Origin of the sequence: Noviherbaspirillum album (assembly GCF_035916955.1) — a bacterium.
In the GTDB taxonomy this organism is placed as follows: Bacteria; Pseudomonadota; Gammaproteobacteria; order Burkholderiales; family Burkholderiaceae_D; genus Noviherbaspirillum; species Noviherbaspirillum album.
The window spans coordinates 143,647-158,334 of sequence record NZ_JAWIIV010000002.1; the positions used below are offsets into that span (position 1 = coordinate 143,647).

Consider the following 14,688-nt stretch of genomic DNA (forward strand, 5'->3'; position numbering starts at 1 on the left):
GGCACTTCTCGACAACCTCTGAATTTGAAATCGCCCTATAGTTTCTTGGCCGAAAGTCCACTCCCAAGAAACGAATGGCCGCAGATCCCTACAGCTTCGAATTCCCTTGGCGCCCAAACGTCGAGATGAGTGCTGCCCTCACATGGGGTGCAGCTGCTGTCGCGAGCCTCGGGCTTTCGCTCTTGTCGCCGCAACCCATGATTGGCATTTTTTCTTCGGCAATTTGCATCGGCGCTGGAGTAGCTCGTGGTGTACAGGCTTACAAGCGCGAGATCGTGATGGGGCGCTTGAACGTCGATGGAATCGAGTTCATCAGCCCAGCCGATCTAATCGCCGTTGCGAAGAAGGCTGAGGTAAGCGAATCGTACTGGCTTGGCAAAGGGTTCGCATGGACCGACATCCAAGCAACGCGGCTGCATCATGTACTGGCAGAGGGTCCGGTCAAGGTACTCGGTAATACTGCAATGAAGACAGGCGGCGCTTGGTGGGTTCAAGGACTGTCGAAGGAAGCAGACCTCTTTTCGGAGTTGGCCAATATGGTTGGCCATACTGTCGTTTCAGGAACGACACGGGTCGGTAAGACTCGCTATGCGGACTTGCAAATCGGCCAAGCTATCGTCCGGCGCGAGGCAGTTGTGGTGTTCGATCCGAAGAACGAAGGGATGAATGGTCTCGCCGGCAACATGAAGAAGATGTGCGAAGAACTTGGCTGTCCCGAGCGCTTCGTGTACTTCAACTTCGCCTTTCCTGAGACCTCGGTGCGGATTGATCCGCTGCGTAACTACACCAGTCCGACCGAGCTGGCCAGTCGAATCGCACCGTTGGTGCCGTCCGACACTGGAAACGATCCGTTCACGTCCTTTGCCTGGGATGTTCTAAACGCGCAGACACTGGGCATGATCTTCGTAGGGGAAAAACCCACGCTGAAAAGATACCGTCTCTATACCGAGAGCGGCGTGGCCAACCTGCTGTTGCGGGCCGTACTGAAAGACCTTGACGAGACGCTTGGCGCGGACTGGGACGCGAAAGTATTGATGTGGGCGAAGAACAGGGGAATGCTCAAGGGTAAGCAGAACGACGATGGGGACATCCTGGTGCGGCAGTCGCTTAACCTCCTTCTTGCCTACTACTTCGAAGAGATGGTCCCTAACGGACATGCCAACGAAGCGATAGAGGCCTTATCAGTCATTCATAAGCATCCGGCGGAACACACGGCAAAGATGATTGCCAACCTGCGCCCAATTTTGACTAAGCTGACGACCGGAACATTGGGCGAGTTGCTGTCGCCCGATCCTCTCGACGTCGCCGATCCGCGCGGGATGACAGACATGCAGAGCTTGATCAATTCGAAGGCTGTCGTGTACGTCGGTCTGAATTCGCTTGCAGATTCGGCAATCGGCTCGGCAATTGGCTCCATTCTGCTGTCCGACCTGGCCGCCGTCGCTGGCAATCGGAACAACTACAATCCGCACGACAAGTCGCCAATCAACGTTCATCTCGACGAGGCTAGTGAGATCCTCAACAACCCGACCATCCAGCTGATGAACAAGGGCGGTGGATCCGGCTTTCGGGTGACGATCTATACGCAGACGTTCGCCGACTTTGCCGCTCGTCTTGGGAGCGAATACAAAGCACGCCAGGTTCTTGCTAACGCGAATAACCGTGTGTCCTTCCGTGTTCTGGACGCGGAGACGCAGCAATATATCGTCGACGGCATCCCGTCCTTCAAGCTCAAGACACTGTCGATGCGTTACGGCACGAACGTGACGACCCGCATTCATGATGAATTCACATCCTCATACCAGGAGGCGATCGTGGAGGAGGAGGCAGACCTCTTTCCGTCGGCAATGCTCGGAGAGCTGCCGCCCTTGCACTTCATTGCTCGCCTTTCCGGCGGCCGCATGATCAAGGGCCGGATTCCAATCCTGAAGGTGGCGTAAATGGCCGAACCTCAGAAAAAGTCCTCCGGCTGGTCGACGTTCATTCTTGGTCTGGTTGCTATTGCGTTCGCCGTATTGGTCTTGCTGCTGCCCGCCTCGTATATGGAGCGGATTTATACGGCTGAACGCGAGGCGGTGCAGACCTTGCTCGGTGATGCCGAAGAAGCTATCTACACCACTGCCTATTTTGCGCCGTCTCAGGGCGTAATGGATGCAATGGACGTGCTCTCGCAAGACTTCGGCCGGGAAAAGCCGATCAGCTTGTGGGCGAGCGCTCGGCTTTCGGTGATCTGGATGTGGGGCAATCTGATCAATTACCGATTGGCAATGCTATTCGCTTGGATGCTCAGCTTCTTACCATTCATTCTGGCTGCCCTGATCGACGGTTATTACGTCCGCGAGGCACGCAAATACACGTTTTATTCACAGAGTCCAATACGGCACAAGGTGGGTGTGCGTACGGCCGTTGCGGTATTTGGCCTCACGCTCGTGTGTGTCGGTCTTCCACTGGCAATCCCGCCAGTCGTCACTCCTGTTGCGCTTGTCAGTATCGGCTGCGCAGCCTGGCTGTGGATGAGCAACCTTCAAAAGCGTCTGTAAGCGAGGAACCATGGTTGATAAACGTGATATCCAGCAGCTCAATCGTCTGTACCTGCTCGTCGCCCAGCGACTGGCGAGCCAGGACGTTGAGTTTGCATCTCAGGTCACTGGTTTCTCCAAGCAGATCCTTTCCCAGATCGCCGAGTTGTCTCTGTCGCAGATTGACGAGTTGCAGGAGGAGGTTAGCTTCCTCTTGTTCAAACCACGACTCAATGAGTCAGGGTTCATGAAGATGCTCTCAATGCCTTCCGGCGTGCGCGGCTCGTTCATGAGCTCGGCATTGGCGAACACAGTGGAGGGGCAGCATGAAGCAACTTGAAGAACTGGAGCGGTTTCGCGATGCCTATGACCTGGTGAAGGAGCGGCTGAGGGTGTCGATAGTCTGTGCACTGACCGGCGTGACACCTCACTTCGTCAAATCGATGTGGCAGGACGTGCATGGAGAGCTTTCCAAGAGAGGGCAGCTTCCAACCTCCGTCCATGTCTTCATCAAGGACCCAAGTACGGCGGCCCATCTGTCGGGTTTCGTCGCTTACTGCAAGTCCAAGCATCCCGATTTGCGATCAGCGATCGCGGCACGCCCACTGCTTGATGCGATCCGTGAATACCGTTGGCTGTCCGGAACGGACATTGACATCACCACTGCATACTATGCCGTTCGCGATGTGGCGGCCAACATTGTGGAGTGGCGGTACTGCCGTGGATGCGACGTCAACCACCTCTATTCGATCCGTCGCTACAGTATGCGTGGCTGCCCATTCTGCCGGCTGACGGTTACAAAGAAGGCGGCGTGATGCGTACTCTAGCGGTTGCGATATTACTGACTGCGGCAGTGCCAGCACAGGCATTTTGCTTTGCAGAAGCCAGCAAGCGATATGACGTTCCTGAGAAGCTGCTCCGGACGATTGCCAAAGTCGAATCGGGTATGCGTTCCGATAGGACGAATAAGAACAAAGACGGTTCCGAAGACATTGGCCTAATGCAGATCAACACGTCGTGGCTGCCTGTGTTGAAGAGATATGGCATCGAGCGTGCCGACCTCTGGAATCCATGCACCAATGTCCATATCGCAGCTTGGATCATGGCGAAGAACATCGCTGCCTATGGATATACGTGGGAGGCGGTAGGCGCCTACAACGCACGGTCGCCGCATAAGCGCGAGCGTTATGCGAAGTTGATCTTCGGACAAGCAACTAGGGGAAAACAGAATGGCTAATGCTCCTACACGATTCATCAAGGCAGGCCGCAATGAGGGCGAGGCGGTTGAACTGTTGAACAACCTGTTTGACGCCGCGGCTCGAATGGGCGCATCCGATATTCACATTGAGGATGAGGATGCCGACACCGCCGTTCGGCTGCGGATTGGCGGCGATCTGCAGGAGTACACTCGGATCGACAAACAAACCGCACTGATCTGCGACTCCAAGATTCGGTCCGTGTGCCAGATGTCCCTATCGGACAGGATGGCGGCGATGGATGGAAGGATGTTCATCGAAGTGGATAGCCGGATGGTCGATGTCCGTGTATCGGTTCTTCCAAGCCGTACCGGCCAGTCGATCGTCTGCCGACTGCTCGATCAGCGGAATGCCGCGCGCCGCCTTGGCGAGATCACGATGACGCCCTCCGTTCGGACCGCGCTGGGGGGCGTACTGGCTGAGCCGGACGGCTTGGTACTGATGACTGGACCGACCGGAAGCGGTAAGACGTCGACGCTGTACGCGATGCTCAACGAATTGAACAAGCCGGAAGCGAAGATCGTCACCGTTGAAGACCCGGTGGAGTATCGGCTCACACGCGCAGTTCAGGTCAACGTGAATGAACGCCTGACCTTCGCTAACGCACTGCGCGCAATTCTGCGGCAAGATCCGGATATCATCCTTGTTGGTGAGATCCGCGACCAGGAGACCGCAAAGATTGCGGTAGAGGCGTCCATGACCGGACATCTCGTCCTCTCCACCCTTCACGCAAACGACGCTCCTACCACCCTTACTCGTCTGGTCGACTTGGGCGTTGATCCCTTCACGCTTGGCGCCGTCCTCCGTTGCGTTATTGCTCAACGGCTGTCCAAACGTCTCTGCCAGCATTGCTGCACGGCATACGAGCTCACACGCGGGGAGATGGATTGGTTGCGCTTCTACGATCCGGACCACAGTGGCACTGGTTTCTGGCACTCACCTGGCTGTGACCACTGCTCGCACACTGGGATCGAGGGCCGCATTCCCGTGATGGAAATGGCCGTTGGCGATGCCGCCGTACGTCTCGCAATCACCAAGAACAGCAGAAGCGAGATTGCCCGCGCCGCGCAACGTCAGGGACAGTATGAAACACTGGTTCAAGCCGGCATGAGGCTTGCGCTGGATGGCCAGATTTCGCTGGCAGAGGTTCGAAAGCTCGCCTCCGGTATGGACGGCAATGGTGAGTCGGCGACAACTTCGTCAGTTAAAAATCCAACAAGTGTCTCTGGGGTGCATGCGTGAACCGTCGAGATTTCCTCCTTGGGCTTGGCGCCGGCGCTATGAGCGCGATGGTGCCAGCGTCTGCAGCGAATGCTATGCCTGAACTTCCCCTTGTAAAAGTCGGACCCTACCCGGCCGAACGGCAACAGGTGTTCGAATTCTTTCTTTTCTCCTGTTTCTTCTGCCAAGACCATCACGACACGATCGCAAGCTGGGGTGCTTCCATTCCGCCGCCGGTGAAGTTCGAGTCGGTGCCCGTGATTGTGGATTTCGATTCCTTTGTGGCAGCACGGGCTTTTTATGCCGTGAAGAAGGTAGCGCCCGAGAAGCTTGGCCAGTATATGCGCGCTGCGCTTGATGGCGCCCGCCGAGGTATCTCGAATGCAGCCGCGCCTGAGATCCTCAAGATTGCCGGTGTGCCGCAAAAGGCCTTCGACCAGGCGTGGCGGTCACCGACGATCAAGGATCCCCTTACCAGAGCGGTAGAGTTGACAGGCCGCTACAAGCTTGCGGCGACACCGTCTATCGCTATCGGCGGCCGTACGGTTCTCCATGCCGATCTGGTTGGTGGAGATTATGGCGTCATGATCCGACTGGCCAGCGGTTTTGTAAGCCGAGTGCTGGAGGGACGCGATGCGATTTAATTGGATAGCCGCTGTAGCGATGGTGATGAGCTTGCCGGCGATTGCTGAGACGGTAGAAGCGATCAAGCCGGCCAATGAGGTGGTTGCCGCCATGAAAAAGCTGGAGCCTCACATGGCAGTCACGGGCTGGTTCAAAGGCCCAGGAAACCTCATTGGGGTCGCCGCTCGATTCAATGGTGAGCCGCTGGTGTTCTTTACGGACCCGCAAGGTAAGTACATGTTGAGTGGGACAGCGGTCAACCTGGAAAACGGGAGCAATTTGATCGCAGCTGCAACGGTCAAGTACTTCACACCCGATGTTGAGAAGGCTGGGAGCGGACAACCGCTTCCCAGTCCTGTGAAGTCTGCAATCACGTCCGATACCATGAACAAGCTCCAGGGGATAAGCCAAGGTGATCGCACGAAGGGTGAAAAGGCCTATGTCATCTTTGACTTTGGCTGCAAATACTGCATGAAGCTCTATGAGTCGGTTTCCAAAGAGAAGATCGCCGGCGAGATCATCTGGATTCCGGTCACCATGACCGGGGAGGCTTCGACAACAAAGGCCGCATTGGCGCTTGGACTCGGAAAAATGGACCGTGTGATTGCACTGAACGGTCGCGCACTGGTCGATGCCGTCATCCTGAACAGGGAGGCGCTCGGCCGTGGTGCTCTCGCCGCGGAGGCCAATAGCAACTTCGTCAAGCAGCACAACATCAACTCCACGCCCTATATATTTTTTTCAAAAAACGGTGTGCTGATGGAGCATGATGGTTATGCGAATACAGCAGGTCTGACTAGTGCTCTGGGAGTGAAATGATGCGGTGTGCCAGCCTTCTCATTGCGATCGTGTTGACTGGGTGCGCTCTGCATGAAAAGCATGATCAATCGGCGATTCGTGATGGCGAAGATGACGTGAGGATGTCGGTACGCAAGGTCGAAATTCCAAGCGATATCGCCGTCATTCGCCCTGACTATCAGATAGTGATTGGCAGCGTGTCTCGAACAGTTCCCATGGACAGGAAAGTCATTTGGGATCGGCCGCTGCAGCCGGTCATAGGCGAGCAGCCGAAGGCCAATTCGGGTGGCTCTCCAACAAATACCTCGGCGCCGGAGACGAAAGCTGAGCAGACGGTTTATCTCAACGAAACGCATTTTGAGTTCGGCTCTGCACGACTTACCAAAAGCGCAATGGACATCTTGGACCGCACCGCTGTCGAGATCGAACGACTTGCTCCACGCAAGTTAGCCATCGTTGGCCATACCGATAGCGTCGGCGGCCAGGCTGGGAATCAAAAGCTTTCAGAGCGCCGCGCCGAAGCAGTGTTCGGCTATCTGCATCAGCGTGGAATGAAGGTTGAAAAGGTCGATCGAGTCGGGTTTGGTGAGACCGCACCTGTCGCATCGAACGGTACTCCGGATGGACGGGCGAAGAACCGCCGCGCGGAAATCATGGCAACAGTATCGAAATAGGAAGTGAGATATGGACGAAGTTGAAATCCCGCATTACCTGGATTCACAGCCGCAGATTTTCTTTTGGGAGCTCGACGAGTTCGCGCCGGTGATCTTCTTCATGGGAATCGGTATTGCGACGGATACGTTGACAGCTTGGATTCCGATCATGGTGATCTTCACCTATGTGTTTCAGCGTTTCAAAATCTCCCAGATGGAAGGTATCCTCACGCACCTCGTCTACTGGTATGGGGTTCTTCCGCTCAACAGGCGCTTCAAGAACGGCATGAGCCGGGAGTTCATATCGTGAAGATGTCCGCTTTAGGTAAGACATGGGATCTGGCGGTCCGCAACAATACGATCCTGCTCGTCACCAACGTCATCTTGACAGTGTTGCTGGCGTTCAGTGTCGGAGTCGCCTTGTCCTCACGCGAGCGTATCGTCCTGGTGCCGCCGCATCTCGATAAGAAGGTCGAAGTGGCGTGGCACAACGCCAGCGCAGATTACTTGAAAAGCTTCGGCCTTTACGTCGTGACCCTTATCGGCAATGTGACGCCGAAGAATGTGACCCTTGTTGCGGATTCGATGGGCGCTTTTCTGGACCCATCCATCTATCCGCAAATCCGTGCGCAGATCAAATCGCTTTCCGAAGATCCGGTCTTCCAAAAGGCGAACGCGATCAACTATTTCGCGCCGGATCAAGCGATTTATGAGGTGGACACCAATAAGAAGCAAAAAGTGTTCATCGTTGGGCAGCTCGTGACGTCGAGCTTTGAAAACTCACCGGGCAGTCAGAACTCCCGTGCTGAGTTCAAGTGGGTGACATATGAAATGGGAGTAGTAATGCGTGACGGTCGTCCGGTAATCACCGAGTTCACATCGTATCCAGGTAACGTGCCGCATACGGCGAAATGGCTGGCTTCGCAGAGCCCGTCTGCCACGGAGCGGGCCGCGGACGCGAACAGTAAGAAGGGAGAACAGTGATGGCTAGCCGCAATGCATTACCCCTCGCACTCATCGCGGCCGGCATCCTCCAGGTCGCTGTTGCTGCAGAGCCGACACAGCAAGCCAAGCCTTCGGCCGCGCAGGCGATGATGGATCAGGCGGACAAGGCGATAGACGTAGGCGATGCGGCGAAGGAAGCACAGGCCAAGCCTATTGTTGTACCTGGCAAAAAGCTGCCGCCTGTCAAGACGCCGATCGCTGCCGCGCCGTCCAACGTCAGGACGGATACTGGCGCCGCTACACCGGGCGCCGGCGGTCCGGTCAAGATCGTTGAAGGTTCAGGTAAGAGTCGGACCACGCTGGCGCCTGTCTCTACCTCCTTCCCTGAGTCCACTGACCCCCAGTTGCCGCAACAAGTTTCTGTCGATCCCGCAGCCCGTCTTCGTCCGGCAAAGGCGGCTACTCCAGTGTCGAGTACTGGCTTGCCTGGACTCGGTACGCCCGCCACTGGTGTCACAAATGCACCATCAAAGCCTATTGCTGTTCAGGCGATGAACGGAGTCAACGAGATGGTGCCGGTGTCATCGATGATGCCCAATCGCATTGCGACACCTTTTGCAAGACCTAAGGTAGTGGACTTCTCCAACACGGACTTCACCGTTGTAGGCTCCGACGTGTACGTCAATGTCAAAGGTCGCGAGCCGATCGGCATTTTCATCCGTGACGACAGGCCTGAATCACCGGCTATCTCGCTGACGCTGATGCCGCGCGAGATTCCCGGCGTCACCGTATTGGTAAGCATCGACGGCGGGTACAAGACTGCAGGACGGTCGGCGAAAACGCAAGAAGACGAGCAAGAGCCGAGCGGATATGAAGACATGCTCCGTAAGATGATGCGCCGCGTTGTCCTCGAGCGGCCGATCTCGGGCTATACCGAAACGAATCTCGACACGGGCGTGGCTATGATTGGTCCTCTGCGCGTCGTGCCGGAGAAACAGCTCTCGGGCCAGCAATTCGACGTGTACCGCTATCGCATCATCAATACCTCGAAGGAAGCGCTTGAACTCTCGGAGGAGAGCTTCTACCAGACCGGGGTGAAAGCCGTTGCGTTCTATCCGGCTGTACGCCTTGAACCATGGCAAGGGACAAAGGTATTCATCGTGACTGGTAAGGAAGGGGTCGACGATGAGCGTTAAGTCGTTCTGGGAGAATGCGTCCCCGACCGCCAAACGGGTGGTCATGGCTACCGCTGCACTTTCCGTATTCCTCATCTTTGGTAGCTTCGTTGCACTGATGGACCGTAGTAACTCGCGTCCGAAGCCGGTGAAGACGTTGTCTGAAACGACCGTCATGATGCCGCAGCGGAAGAACACCGACATGGAGGGTCTTGCCGCCACCTCAACGGCATTGACCAGGCGCGTGCAGCAGGTTGAAACCGACCGTAAGACCGATATGGCCGGTGTCACGGAGCAGCTCAAGCAGATCCGCGAGCTGGTGAGCGGGAATGACTCGACAACCAGGGAGATGGCGGATCTCAAGGCTAAGCTGGAAAGTGTGACCAAGCGGCTGGAAGAGTCACAGGCACAGCCTAAAGCGCTGCCAGCGCCGGTCGCACCGCCGCCAGCAAAGCTGCCACCGTTGAATGCGGTGATACCAAGAAGCGGTTCTGAGCCGGAGTTGCCAGCCAAGGCACCGGAAGCTGAATGGGCGCCGTCTGCACCGATGAAGCCTGCCGCACCAGAGCGCAAGCTTCGCGTGATCGGGGCGGGTGAGGGCAGTGATGCTACGGGCAAAGGTTCTCAGACCGGCGGCGGGGAATCGGCGAAAGTGGTTAGTGAGGCAACAGCGCCGAAACGCGCAGCCGAATCGGAGACGGTCTATCTGCCAATGGGTTCGATGGTGCAGGGCGTCCTACTCAATGGTCTGGATGCTCCTACCTCCGGTGCAGCTCAGAAGAATCCGACACCGGTTCTCATTCGTATCAAGCATGACGCGATCCTGCCAAATCGGGCACGGATGGATATCAAAGAGTGTTTTGTGATTGCCAGCGGCTTTGGTTCAATGGCCACGGAGCGAGCAAACCTGCGTACCGAAGGCATCAGCTGCGTTAGGGAAGACGGGGGCGTTATCGAGACGAATCTCAATGGATACGTTATCGGCGAGGACGGCAAGGTCGGTATGCGTGGGCACCTGGTAAGTAAGCAAGGCTCGATGATCGCTAAGTCGTTGGCCTCTGGTTTTCTCAGTGGACTGGGCAAAGCCCTGACACCCACGGGTGTGGTTGGACTGAACTTGGCACCGACCGGAACTATCCAGACTCAAAACCCGGACCTCGGCACTGCGTTTGAAGCGGGCGTGCTTGGCGGCGCCTCTAACTCGCTGAACCAGATCTCCCGGTTCTATCTGGATATCGCGAAGGAAATGGTGCCGGTAGTGGAGGTCGATGCAGGGCGGCCAGTGACAATCGTTCTGACGCGAGGCGGAAGCCTGCGTCTCAGCAGCAAGTGAGGACACGTATGAAGGCAAAAGTATTGGTGGCGGCAGCCGTGGTTCTGAGCGCGACGGGATGCGGATCGACAGGGTGGAAATCGGAGTATGCATGCCCCGGCATGCCGAACGGGGTGATCTGCAAATCGCCTACTGAAGTCTACAAAATGACCGAAAACACCGACCGTATCAGCGGGGAGCCGAGCGGCTCCGCAGGCGCGCAGGCAAGCTCGAAGGAGGCCGCCGGTCAGCGCTCCGAGAGAGGCAATCGCCTAATACCTGGACAGATTTCCACGGGTCGGAATGCGCCGCGCGAAGCTCTACCGATTCTCGAGCCGGCCAAGGTAATGCGAGTGTGGATAGCGCCGTGGATCGACGCGAAGCAAGACCTTCATATGCCTGGCTATGTATTCACAGAAGTCACTCCGCGTCGCTGGTCGTTTGGCGAAGCTGCCGCAATTACAGGCAAGCCCCTCGTGCCGCTTCAAATGGACATGCGCGGCCCGGTTGCCGAAGAAGGTGAGCCTGAGGTCGGGAACGAAGCCAAGATGCTGATGCCTCGCGGCCTCGTTCAGGGAATGCAGCAGCAAGGTGGCGCACCGAATGCAGCTGGCGCTGCAGCTTCCTCGCTTGTTCCGTCCGCCGGCGCGAGATAGCGCAACGAATTTCCATGCACTTGAAGACACCACGCAGTCGTTTGCGGACTGCCGCGGGAGCACTACGTCCATAGCGACCGATGCAAATGGCAAGGATTGCCGAAAACGACGTTTTGAACGCGTTTTTCGATGATCCGTTCAAGTGTTGCCTACGATAGGCTACCGACATCGCCGGTACGAACCGCGTAACGAAAAATGTTTGTCCGACCCATTGCTTGACCAATCCTTTCCTTCGGAGATTCACCATGAGAGTAACAATGAACCTGACCAATAAGCAGATCTTCACCTTCGCCATGCTGATGGCATTCTGCGGCGCTGCGGCGGCCGGCACTGGCGGCAATGCTGAGTTTGGTCCGGTCTATACGATGCTGCAGGGCTGGTTTCAAGGAACCTTGGGCAAGATCATTGCCTTGAGTTCGATGGGCGTTGGCCTGGCATGGGGCGTTGTGAAGCAATCGATCATGGCGGTGGTGACCGGCATTGGTTCTGGTCTTGGCATCTACTACGGTCCGACAGTCATTGACAACCTGGTGGTCGCGGCCCTCCCTTACGTCAACTAATCGGACCTATCCGTGTCAATTCGTTCACGCATTGCAGAGATGCTCAAAAGGGAGCGGATTGAAGCCGACTTCCCGATTCTCGCCCACGATCTGGATAACGACCTCATGCTCCTCGAAGGGGCGGGGAAAGTCAGCGGCTATCTGGGTGCAATGCTCTACGGATTTCCGGTGGTAGGTCTGGACGAAACCACGCTTGACCGACTCAAGGGCGCACTGTCGAATGATATTCCGGCAGGCGCCTTCATCCAGATATCGTTGCTGTCCACGCCAGACATCGACGACTTCGTGCATGCCTATCAACAATCCCGCGATATTCCTTCGCTTGATTACCTCTCGCCCGAACAGAAAGCTTTGTTGTCAGCGATGGTAGACAACCGAAGCGAGTTGTATCGTTCTGGGAAAGAGGAGCCGCTGGTGGCGGCATCCGGTGTCAAGTGCAACTCGACGACGGTGCTGGTTTCCATCAAGGTGCCGCTCAAAGAGCACCTCCCGCGTGAACGCGAGATGAAGGATACCAGCGCCTTGGTCTCGAAAATATCCGAGTCAATGGCCACGTTTGGGCTGCGGCTTGAGCGCGCGAATGCCAGCAAGTACCTTGCGACGTTGCGGCGCATCATGCACATGCACGAACCCGTGACGAGCGACTATGACGAGAACGCGCTCTTGCGCGACCAGATCATGGGCGCCGGCGATCGCGTCGAACTGGATAAGAAATCGATCAGAGCCAACGACACGCATATCGGAGTGCTGTCGGTGCGCAGGCTGCCAAAGCACGCTCGTCTCTCGATGATGAACCAATTCATCGGAGACCCACGGGGACTGGGTAACCAGATCACCGAGCCGTATATGATGACCTTGACCCTGCACTATCCCGACCAGGCGAAGAAGGCTGCGGCGATCCGCCGGAAGGCGCAGGTTATCAACTATCAAGCTTACGGCCCAATGCTGCGTTGGGTGCCCAGACTCGCATACAAGAAGCACGGCTTCGACGTCATGCTCCACACGATGGAAGAGGGCGCGGTCCTCGTCGAGATGAATTTCAGCTTGACGCTATTTGCCCGCGATGAGGAAGCACTTAGCCGGCTCATGAGCGCTACCCGAACCTACTATGGCAGTTTCGGCCTCGAGATGGCGGAAGACCAGTATGTTTGCTGGCCGGTCTTCTATAACACCTTGCCGCTTTTCCCGTCCGAGGAATCGATCAGCCTCTCGCATCGGTTCCACACGATGGCGGTCAAGCATGCGGTGAACTTTGCGCCGATTCTCAGCGAATGGCGCGGCACCGGAAATGGCGCGGCAATGATGCTGCTCTCTCGCCGGGGCCAACCGGTATTGTTCGACCTCTACGACAGCGATACCAACTACAACGGAATTATCTTCGCTGAGGCGGGCGGCGGGAAATCGTTCCTTACACAGGCGCTGATCATGGACTATCTGTCCAAGGGGGCGAAGATATGGGTCGTCGACGTCGGCCGCTCGTATTACAAACTGTGCAAAGCGGTTGGCGGAGAGTTTATTTCTTTCAATTCAGACAGTCAGGTCTGCCTCAACCCCTTCACGGAAGTTGTGGACATTGACGAAGACCTCGACGTCCTGAAGGCGGTTCTTGCGAAGATGGCCGCGCCTACCGGCTCCCTGGATGACCACCTTCTCGGCCGTCTGGAAGAGGCGATCAAGGCAACATGGAGCCGCAAGGCTAACATGATGACCGTAACGGACGTCGCCGACTATCTGAAGAATCAGAAAGACGAAGATGTGGTTCGCCTGGGCGACATGCTTTACCCCTTCACGCGACACGGCGGCTACGGCAGCTGGTTTGACGGCACCAACAACCTGAATTTCGGTAGCAACCTGGTGGTGCTTGAGTTGGAAGAGCTGAACAGCAAACGAGCGCTCCAACAGGTGGTGTTGCTGCAGCTGATTTCAAAGATCCAGCACGAGATGTTCGTTGAAGAGTCCAGTGGCGGCAAGCTGCCAAGGATTGTCATCATCGACGAGGCATGGGACCTCTTGAACGACAACGGCGGCGGCGTATCGCGCTTTATCGAAGCTGGCTATCGCCGCTTCCGTAAGTACAACGGCGCAGCGGTCGTCGTCACCCAAAGCATTAATGACCTCTACGGGAACGCAAGCGGCCGGGCGATCGCTGAGAACACGGCACACATGTTCATGCTCCAGATGCGCGGTGAATCCATCGACGATGCGAAGGCCAGCAAGCGCGTAGGAATTGGTGACTACGGATTCACAATGCTGCGGTCGGTGCATACAGTCCCCGGAAAATATTCCGAAGTCATGCTTTACACGCGCGCGGGCTGGGGCATTGTCCGACTCGTGGTAGACCGATTTACGCAGGTTCTGTTCTCGACCAAGGGGGCAGAGCGCAACGAGGTGATGGACGCAATCGAGCGGGGAGTGCCAACCGTAGATGCGATCAATCGCTTCATCGAAAGGAATGGCTAATGAAAAAGATATTGCTCGCGGCCGCCGTCGGCGCCGCGCTGACCGGCTGCGTCACCATCCCGGATGCGACGTGTACGACATCAGTGGGTGAAGTGGGATATAGCCTGGCGGATTCCCTGCATAAGAGTATTGGTAAAGAGGACCGTGAAAAGACCGTGCTTCTTGGCAGTATTGTGAATCTCGATGATGTCAATGAAGTCAGCCCGCTGGGTCGCCTTGTTGGCGAGCAACTCGGCTCGCGTCTGGCGCAGCATCGCGTGAAGATCGCCGAGCCGAAGATCCGCAACGTCGTAGTCTCAAGCAAGAGCGGTGAGCATAGTGTGAGCCGCGAGGCCAAGGAGATCGCGACACGCAGCAACGCCTATGCGTTCGTAACGGGGACCGTTACAAAAATGCAGGGCCGGTATTACTTCAACGCGAAGATGATCCGCGTATCGGATTCCCAAGTGCTCGCGACCGCCGATGTCTGCCTGACAGGAAAAATCAGGGAGGCAGGGCTGTGAGTGCAG

At 56.6% G+C, this 14,688-nt stretch carries 17 protein-coding genes; all 17 read left to right on the forward strand.

Annotation, left to right across the window (positions count from 1 at the left end):
• Positions 1–74 precede the first annotated feature (74 nt).
• The 17 genes from traD (at position 75) to RY831_RS03555 (ending at position 14,682) form a co-directional block, all read left to right on the forward strand.
• Positions 75–1,940, forward strand: a complete 1,866-nt coding sequence (gene traD / locus RY831_RS03475; RefSeq protein WP_326504943.1) for a conjugative transfer system coupling protein TraD — start codon at positions 75–77, stop codon at positions 1,938–1,940.
• Positions 1,941–2,540, forward strand: a complete 600-nt coding sequence (locus tag RY831_RS03480; protein ID WP_326504944.1) for an IncC plasmid conjugative DNA transfer DtrJ family protein — start codon at positions 1,941–1,943, stop codon at positions 2,538–2,540. It abuts the gene before it with no gap.
• Between the two features lie 10 nt (positions 2,541–2,550).
• Positions 2,551–2,859 carry a flagellar transcriptional regulator FlhD gene (locus tag RY831_RS03485; protein WP_326504945.1) on the forward strand — a complete coding sequence of 103 codons (309 nt, stop codon included), beginning with the start codon at positions 2,551–2,553 and terminating at the stop codon, positions 2,857–2,859.
• The gene (locus RY831_RS03490) at positions 2,846–3,334 is read left to right on the forward strand and encodes a hypothetical protein (protein WP_326504946.1); all 489 of its coding nucleotides are present in this window, start codon (positions 2,846–2,848) and stop codon (positions 3,332–3,334) included. Before RY831_RS03485 ends, RY831_RS03490 begins: the two co-directional genes overlap by 14 nt.
• Complete coding sequence (locus RY831_RS03495; RefSeq protein ID WP_326504947.1) at positions 3,334–3,756, forward strand: lytic transglycosylase domain-containing protein; 423 nt, start codon at positions 3,334–3,336, stop codon at positions 3,754–3,756. The genes RY831_RS03490 and RY831_RS03495 overlap by 1 nt, the downstream gene beginning before the upstream one ends.
• Entirely contained in the window at positions 3,749–5,017 is a 1,269-nt protein-coding gene (locus RY831_RS03500) for a GspE/PulE family protein (protein WP_326504948.1), read from the forward strand. Before RY831_RS03495 ends, RY831_RS03500 begins: the two co-directional genes overlap by 8 nt.
• Positions 5,018–5,091: 74 nt before the next feature.
• Positions 5,092–5,640 carry a thioredoxin domain-containing protein gene (locus RY831_RS03505; protein ID WP_326504949.1) on the forward strand — a complete coding sequence of 183 codons (549 nt, stop codon included), beginning with the start codon at positions 5,092–5,094 and terminating at the stop codon, positions 5,638–5,640.
• Positions 5,630–6,439: a thioredoxin domain-containing protein gene (locus tag RY831_RS03510; protein WP_326504950.1), complete on the forward strand. Its 810-nt coding sequence runs from the start codon at positions 5,630–5,632 to the stop codon at positions 6,437–6,439. The genes RY831_RS03505 and RY831_RS03510 overlap by 11 nt, the downstream gene beginning before the upstream one ends.
• Positions 6,436–7,092 (forward strand): OmpA family protein, encoded by a 657-nt coding sequence (locus RY831_RS03515; protein WP_326504951.1) that lies wholly within the window; start codon positions 6,436–6,438, stop codon positions 7,090–7,092. Before RY831_RS03510 ends, RY831_RS03515 begins: the two co-directional genes overlap by 4 nt.
• A gap of 10 nt (positions 7,093–7,102) precedes the next feature.
• Positions 7,103–7,381 carry a type IV conjugative transfer system protein TraL gene (traL, locus tag RY831_RS03520; protein ID WP_326504952.1) on the forward strand — a complete coding sequence of 93 codons (279 nt, stop codon included), beginning with the start codon at positions 7,103–7,105 and terminating at the stop codon, positions 7,379–7,381.
• Positions 7,382–7,383: 2 nt separating this feature from the next.
• Positions 7,384–8,055 (forward strand): TraE/TraK family type IV conjugative transfer system protein, encoded by a 672-nt coding sequence (locus tag RY831_RS03525; protein WP_326505180.1) that lies wholly within the window; start codon positions 7,384–7,386, stop codon positions 8,053–8,055.
• The gene (locus tag RY831_RS03530; protein ID WP_326504953.1) at positions 8,055–9,212 is read left to right on the forward strand and encodes a TraK domain-containing protein; all 1,158 of its coding nucleotides are present in this window, start codon (positions 8,055–8,057) and stop codon (positions 9,210–9,212) included. Before RY831_RS03525 ends, RY831_RS03530 begins: the two co-directional genes overlap by 1 nt.
• Positions 9,202–10,524 (forward strand): TraB/VirB10 family protein, encoded by a 1,323-nt coding sequence (locus tag RY831_RS03535; RefSeq protein WP_326504954.1) that lies wholly within the window; start codon positions 9,202–9,204, stop codon positions 10,522–10,524. Before RY831_RS03530 ends, RY831_RS03535 begins: the two co-directional genes overlap by 11 nt.
• Positions 10,525–10,532: 8 nt before the next feature.
• A complete protein-coding gene (traV, locus tag RY831_RS03540) occupies positions 10,533–11,159 on the forward strand; it encodes a type IV conjugative transfer system lipoprotein TraV (RefSeq protein ID WP_326504955.1) in 627 nt (208 codons plus the stop codon).
• Between the two features lie 257 nt (positions 11,160–11,416).
• Positions 11,417–11,719, forward strand: coding sequence for a TraA family conjugative transfer protein (traA, locus tag RY831_RS03545; protein ID WP_326504956.1), 303 nt, complete (start codon positions 11,417–11,419; stop codon positions 11,717–11,719).
• Between the two features lie 12 nt (positions 11,720–11,731).
• On the forward strand, positions 11,732–14,179 hold the full coding sequence (gene traC / locus RY831_RS03550; protein ID WP_326504957.1) for a type IV secretion system protein TraC: 2,448 nt from the start codon (positions 11,732–11,734) through the stop codon (positions 14,177–14,179).
• Positions 14,179–14,682 carry a FlgO family outer membrane protein gene (locus tag RY831_RS03555; RefSeq protein WP_326504958.1) on the forward strand — a complete coding sequence of 168 codons (504 nt, stop codon included), beginning with the start codon at positions 14,179–14,181 and terminating at the stop codon, positions 14,680–14,682. The genes traC and RY831_RS03555 overlap by 1 nt, the downstream gene beginning before the upstream one ends.
• Positions 14,683–14,688 lie beyond the last annotated feature (6 nt).

Excerpts from the sequence above, each read along its gene's own strand:
- traD (WP_326504943.1), top strand. The coding sequence starts at position 75 with ATGGCCGCAGATCCCTACAGCTTCGAATTCCCTTGGCGCCCAAACGTC.
- RY831_RS03480 (WP_326504944.1), top strand. The coding sequence starts at position 1,941 with ATGGCCGAACCTCAGAAAAAGTCCTCCGGCTGGTCGACGTTCATTCTT.
- RY831_RS03485 (WP_326504945.1), top strand. The coding sequence starts at position 2,551 with ATGGTTGATAAACGTGATATCCAGCAGCTCAATCGTCTGTACCTGCTC.
- RY831_RS03490 (WP_326504946.1), top strand. The coding sequence starts at position 2,846 with ATGAAGCAACTTGAAGAACTGGAGCGGTTTCGCGATGCCTATGACCTG.
- RY831_RS03495 (WP_326504947.1), top strand. The coding sequence starts at position 3,334 with ATGCGTACTCTAGCGGTTGCGATATTACTGACTGCGGCAGTGCCAGCA.
- RY831_RS03500 (WP_326504948.1), top strand. The coding sequence starts at position 3,749 with ATGGCTAATGCTCCTACACGATTCATCAAGGCAGGCCGCAATGAGGGC.
- RY831_RS03505 (WP_326504949.1), top strand. The coding sequence starts at position 5,092 with ATGCCTGAACTTCCCCTTGTAAAAGTCGGACCCTACCCGGCCGAACGG.
- RY831_RS03510 (WP_326504950.1), top strand. The coding sequence starts at position 5,630 with ATGCGATTTAATTGGATAGCCGCTGTAGCGATGGTGATGAGCTTGCCG.
- RY831_RS03515 (WP_326504951.1), top strand. The coding sequence starts at position 6,436 with ATGATGCGGTGTGCCAGCCTTCTCATTGCGATCGTGTTGACTGGGTGC.
- traL (WP_326504952.1), top strand. The coding sequence starts at position 7,103 with ATGGACGAAGTTGAAATCCCGCATTACCTGGATTCACAGCCGCAGATT.
- RY831_RS03525 (WP_326505180.1), top strand. The coding sequence starts at position 7,384 with ATGTCCGCTTTAGGTAAGACATGGGATCTGGCGGTCCGCAACAATACG.
- RY831_RS03530 (WP_326504953.1), top strand. The coding sequence starts at position 8,055 with ATGGCTAGCCGCAATGCATTACCCCTCGCACTCATCGCGGCCGGCATC.
- RY831_RS03535 (WP_326504954.1), top strand. The coding sequence starts at position 9,202 with ATGAGCGTTAAGTCGTTCTGGGAGAATGCGTCCCCGACCGCCAAACGG.
- traV (WP_326504955.1), top strand. The coding sequence starts at position 10,533 with ATGAAGGCAAAAGTATTGGTGGCGGCAGCCGTGGTTCTGAGCGCGACG.
- traA (WP_326504956.1), top strand. The coding sequence starts at position 11,417 with ATGAACCTGACCAATAAGCAGATCTTCACCTTCGCCATGCTGATGGCA.
- RY831_RS03555 (WP_326504958.1), top strand. The coding sequence starts at position 14,179 with ATGAAAAAGATATTGCTCGCGGCCGCCGTCGGCGCCGCGCTGACCGGC.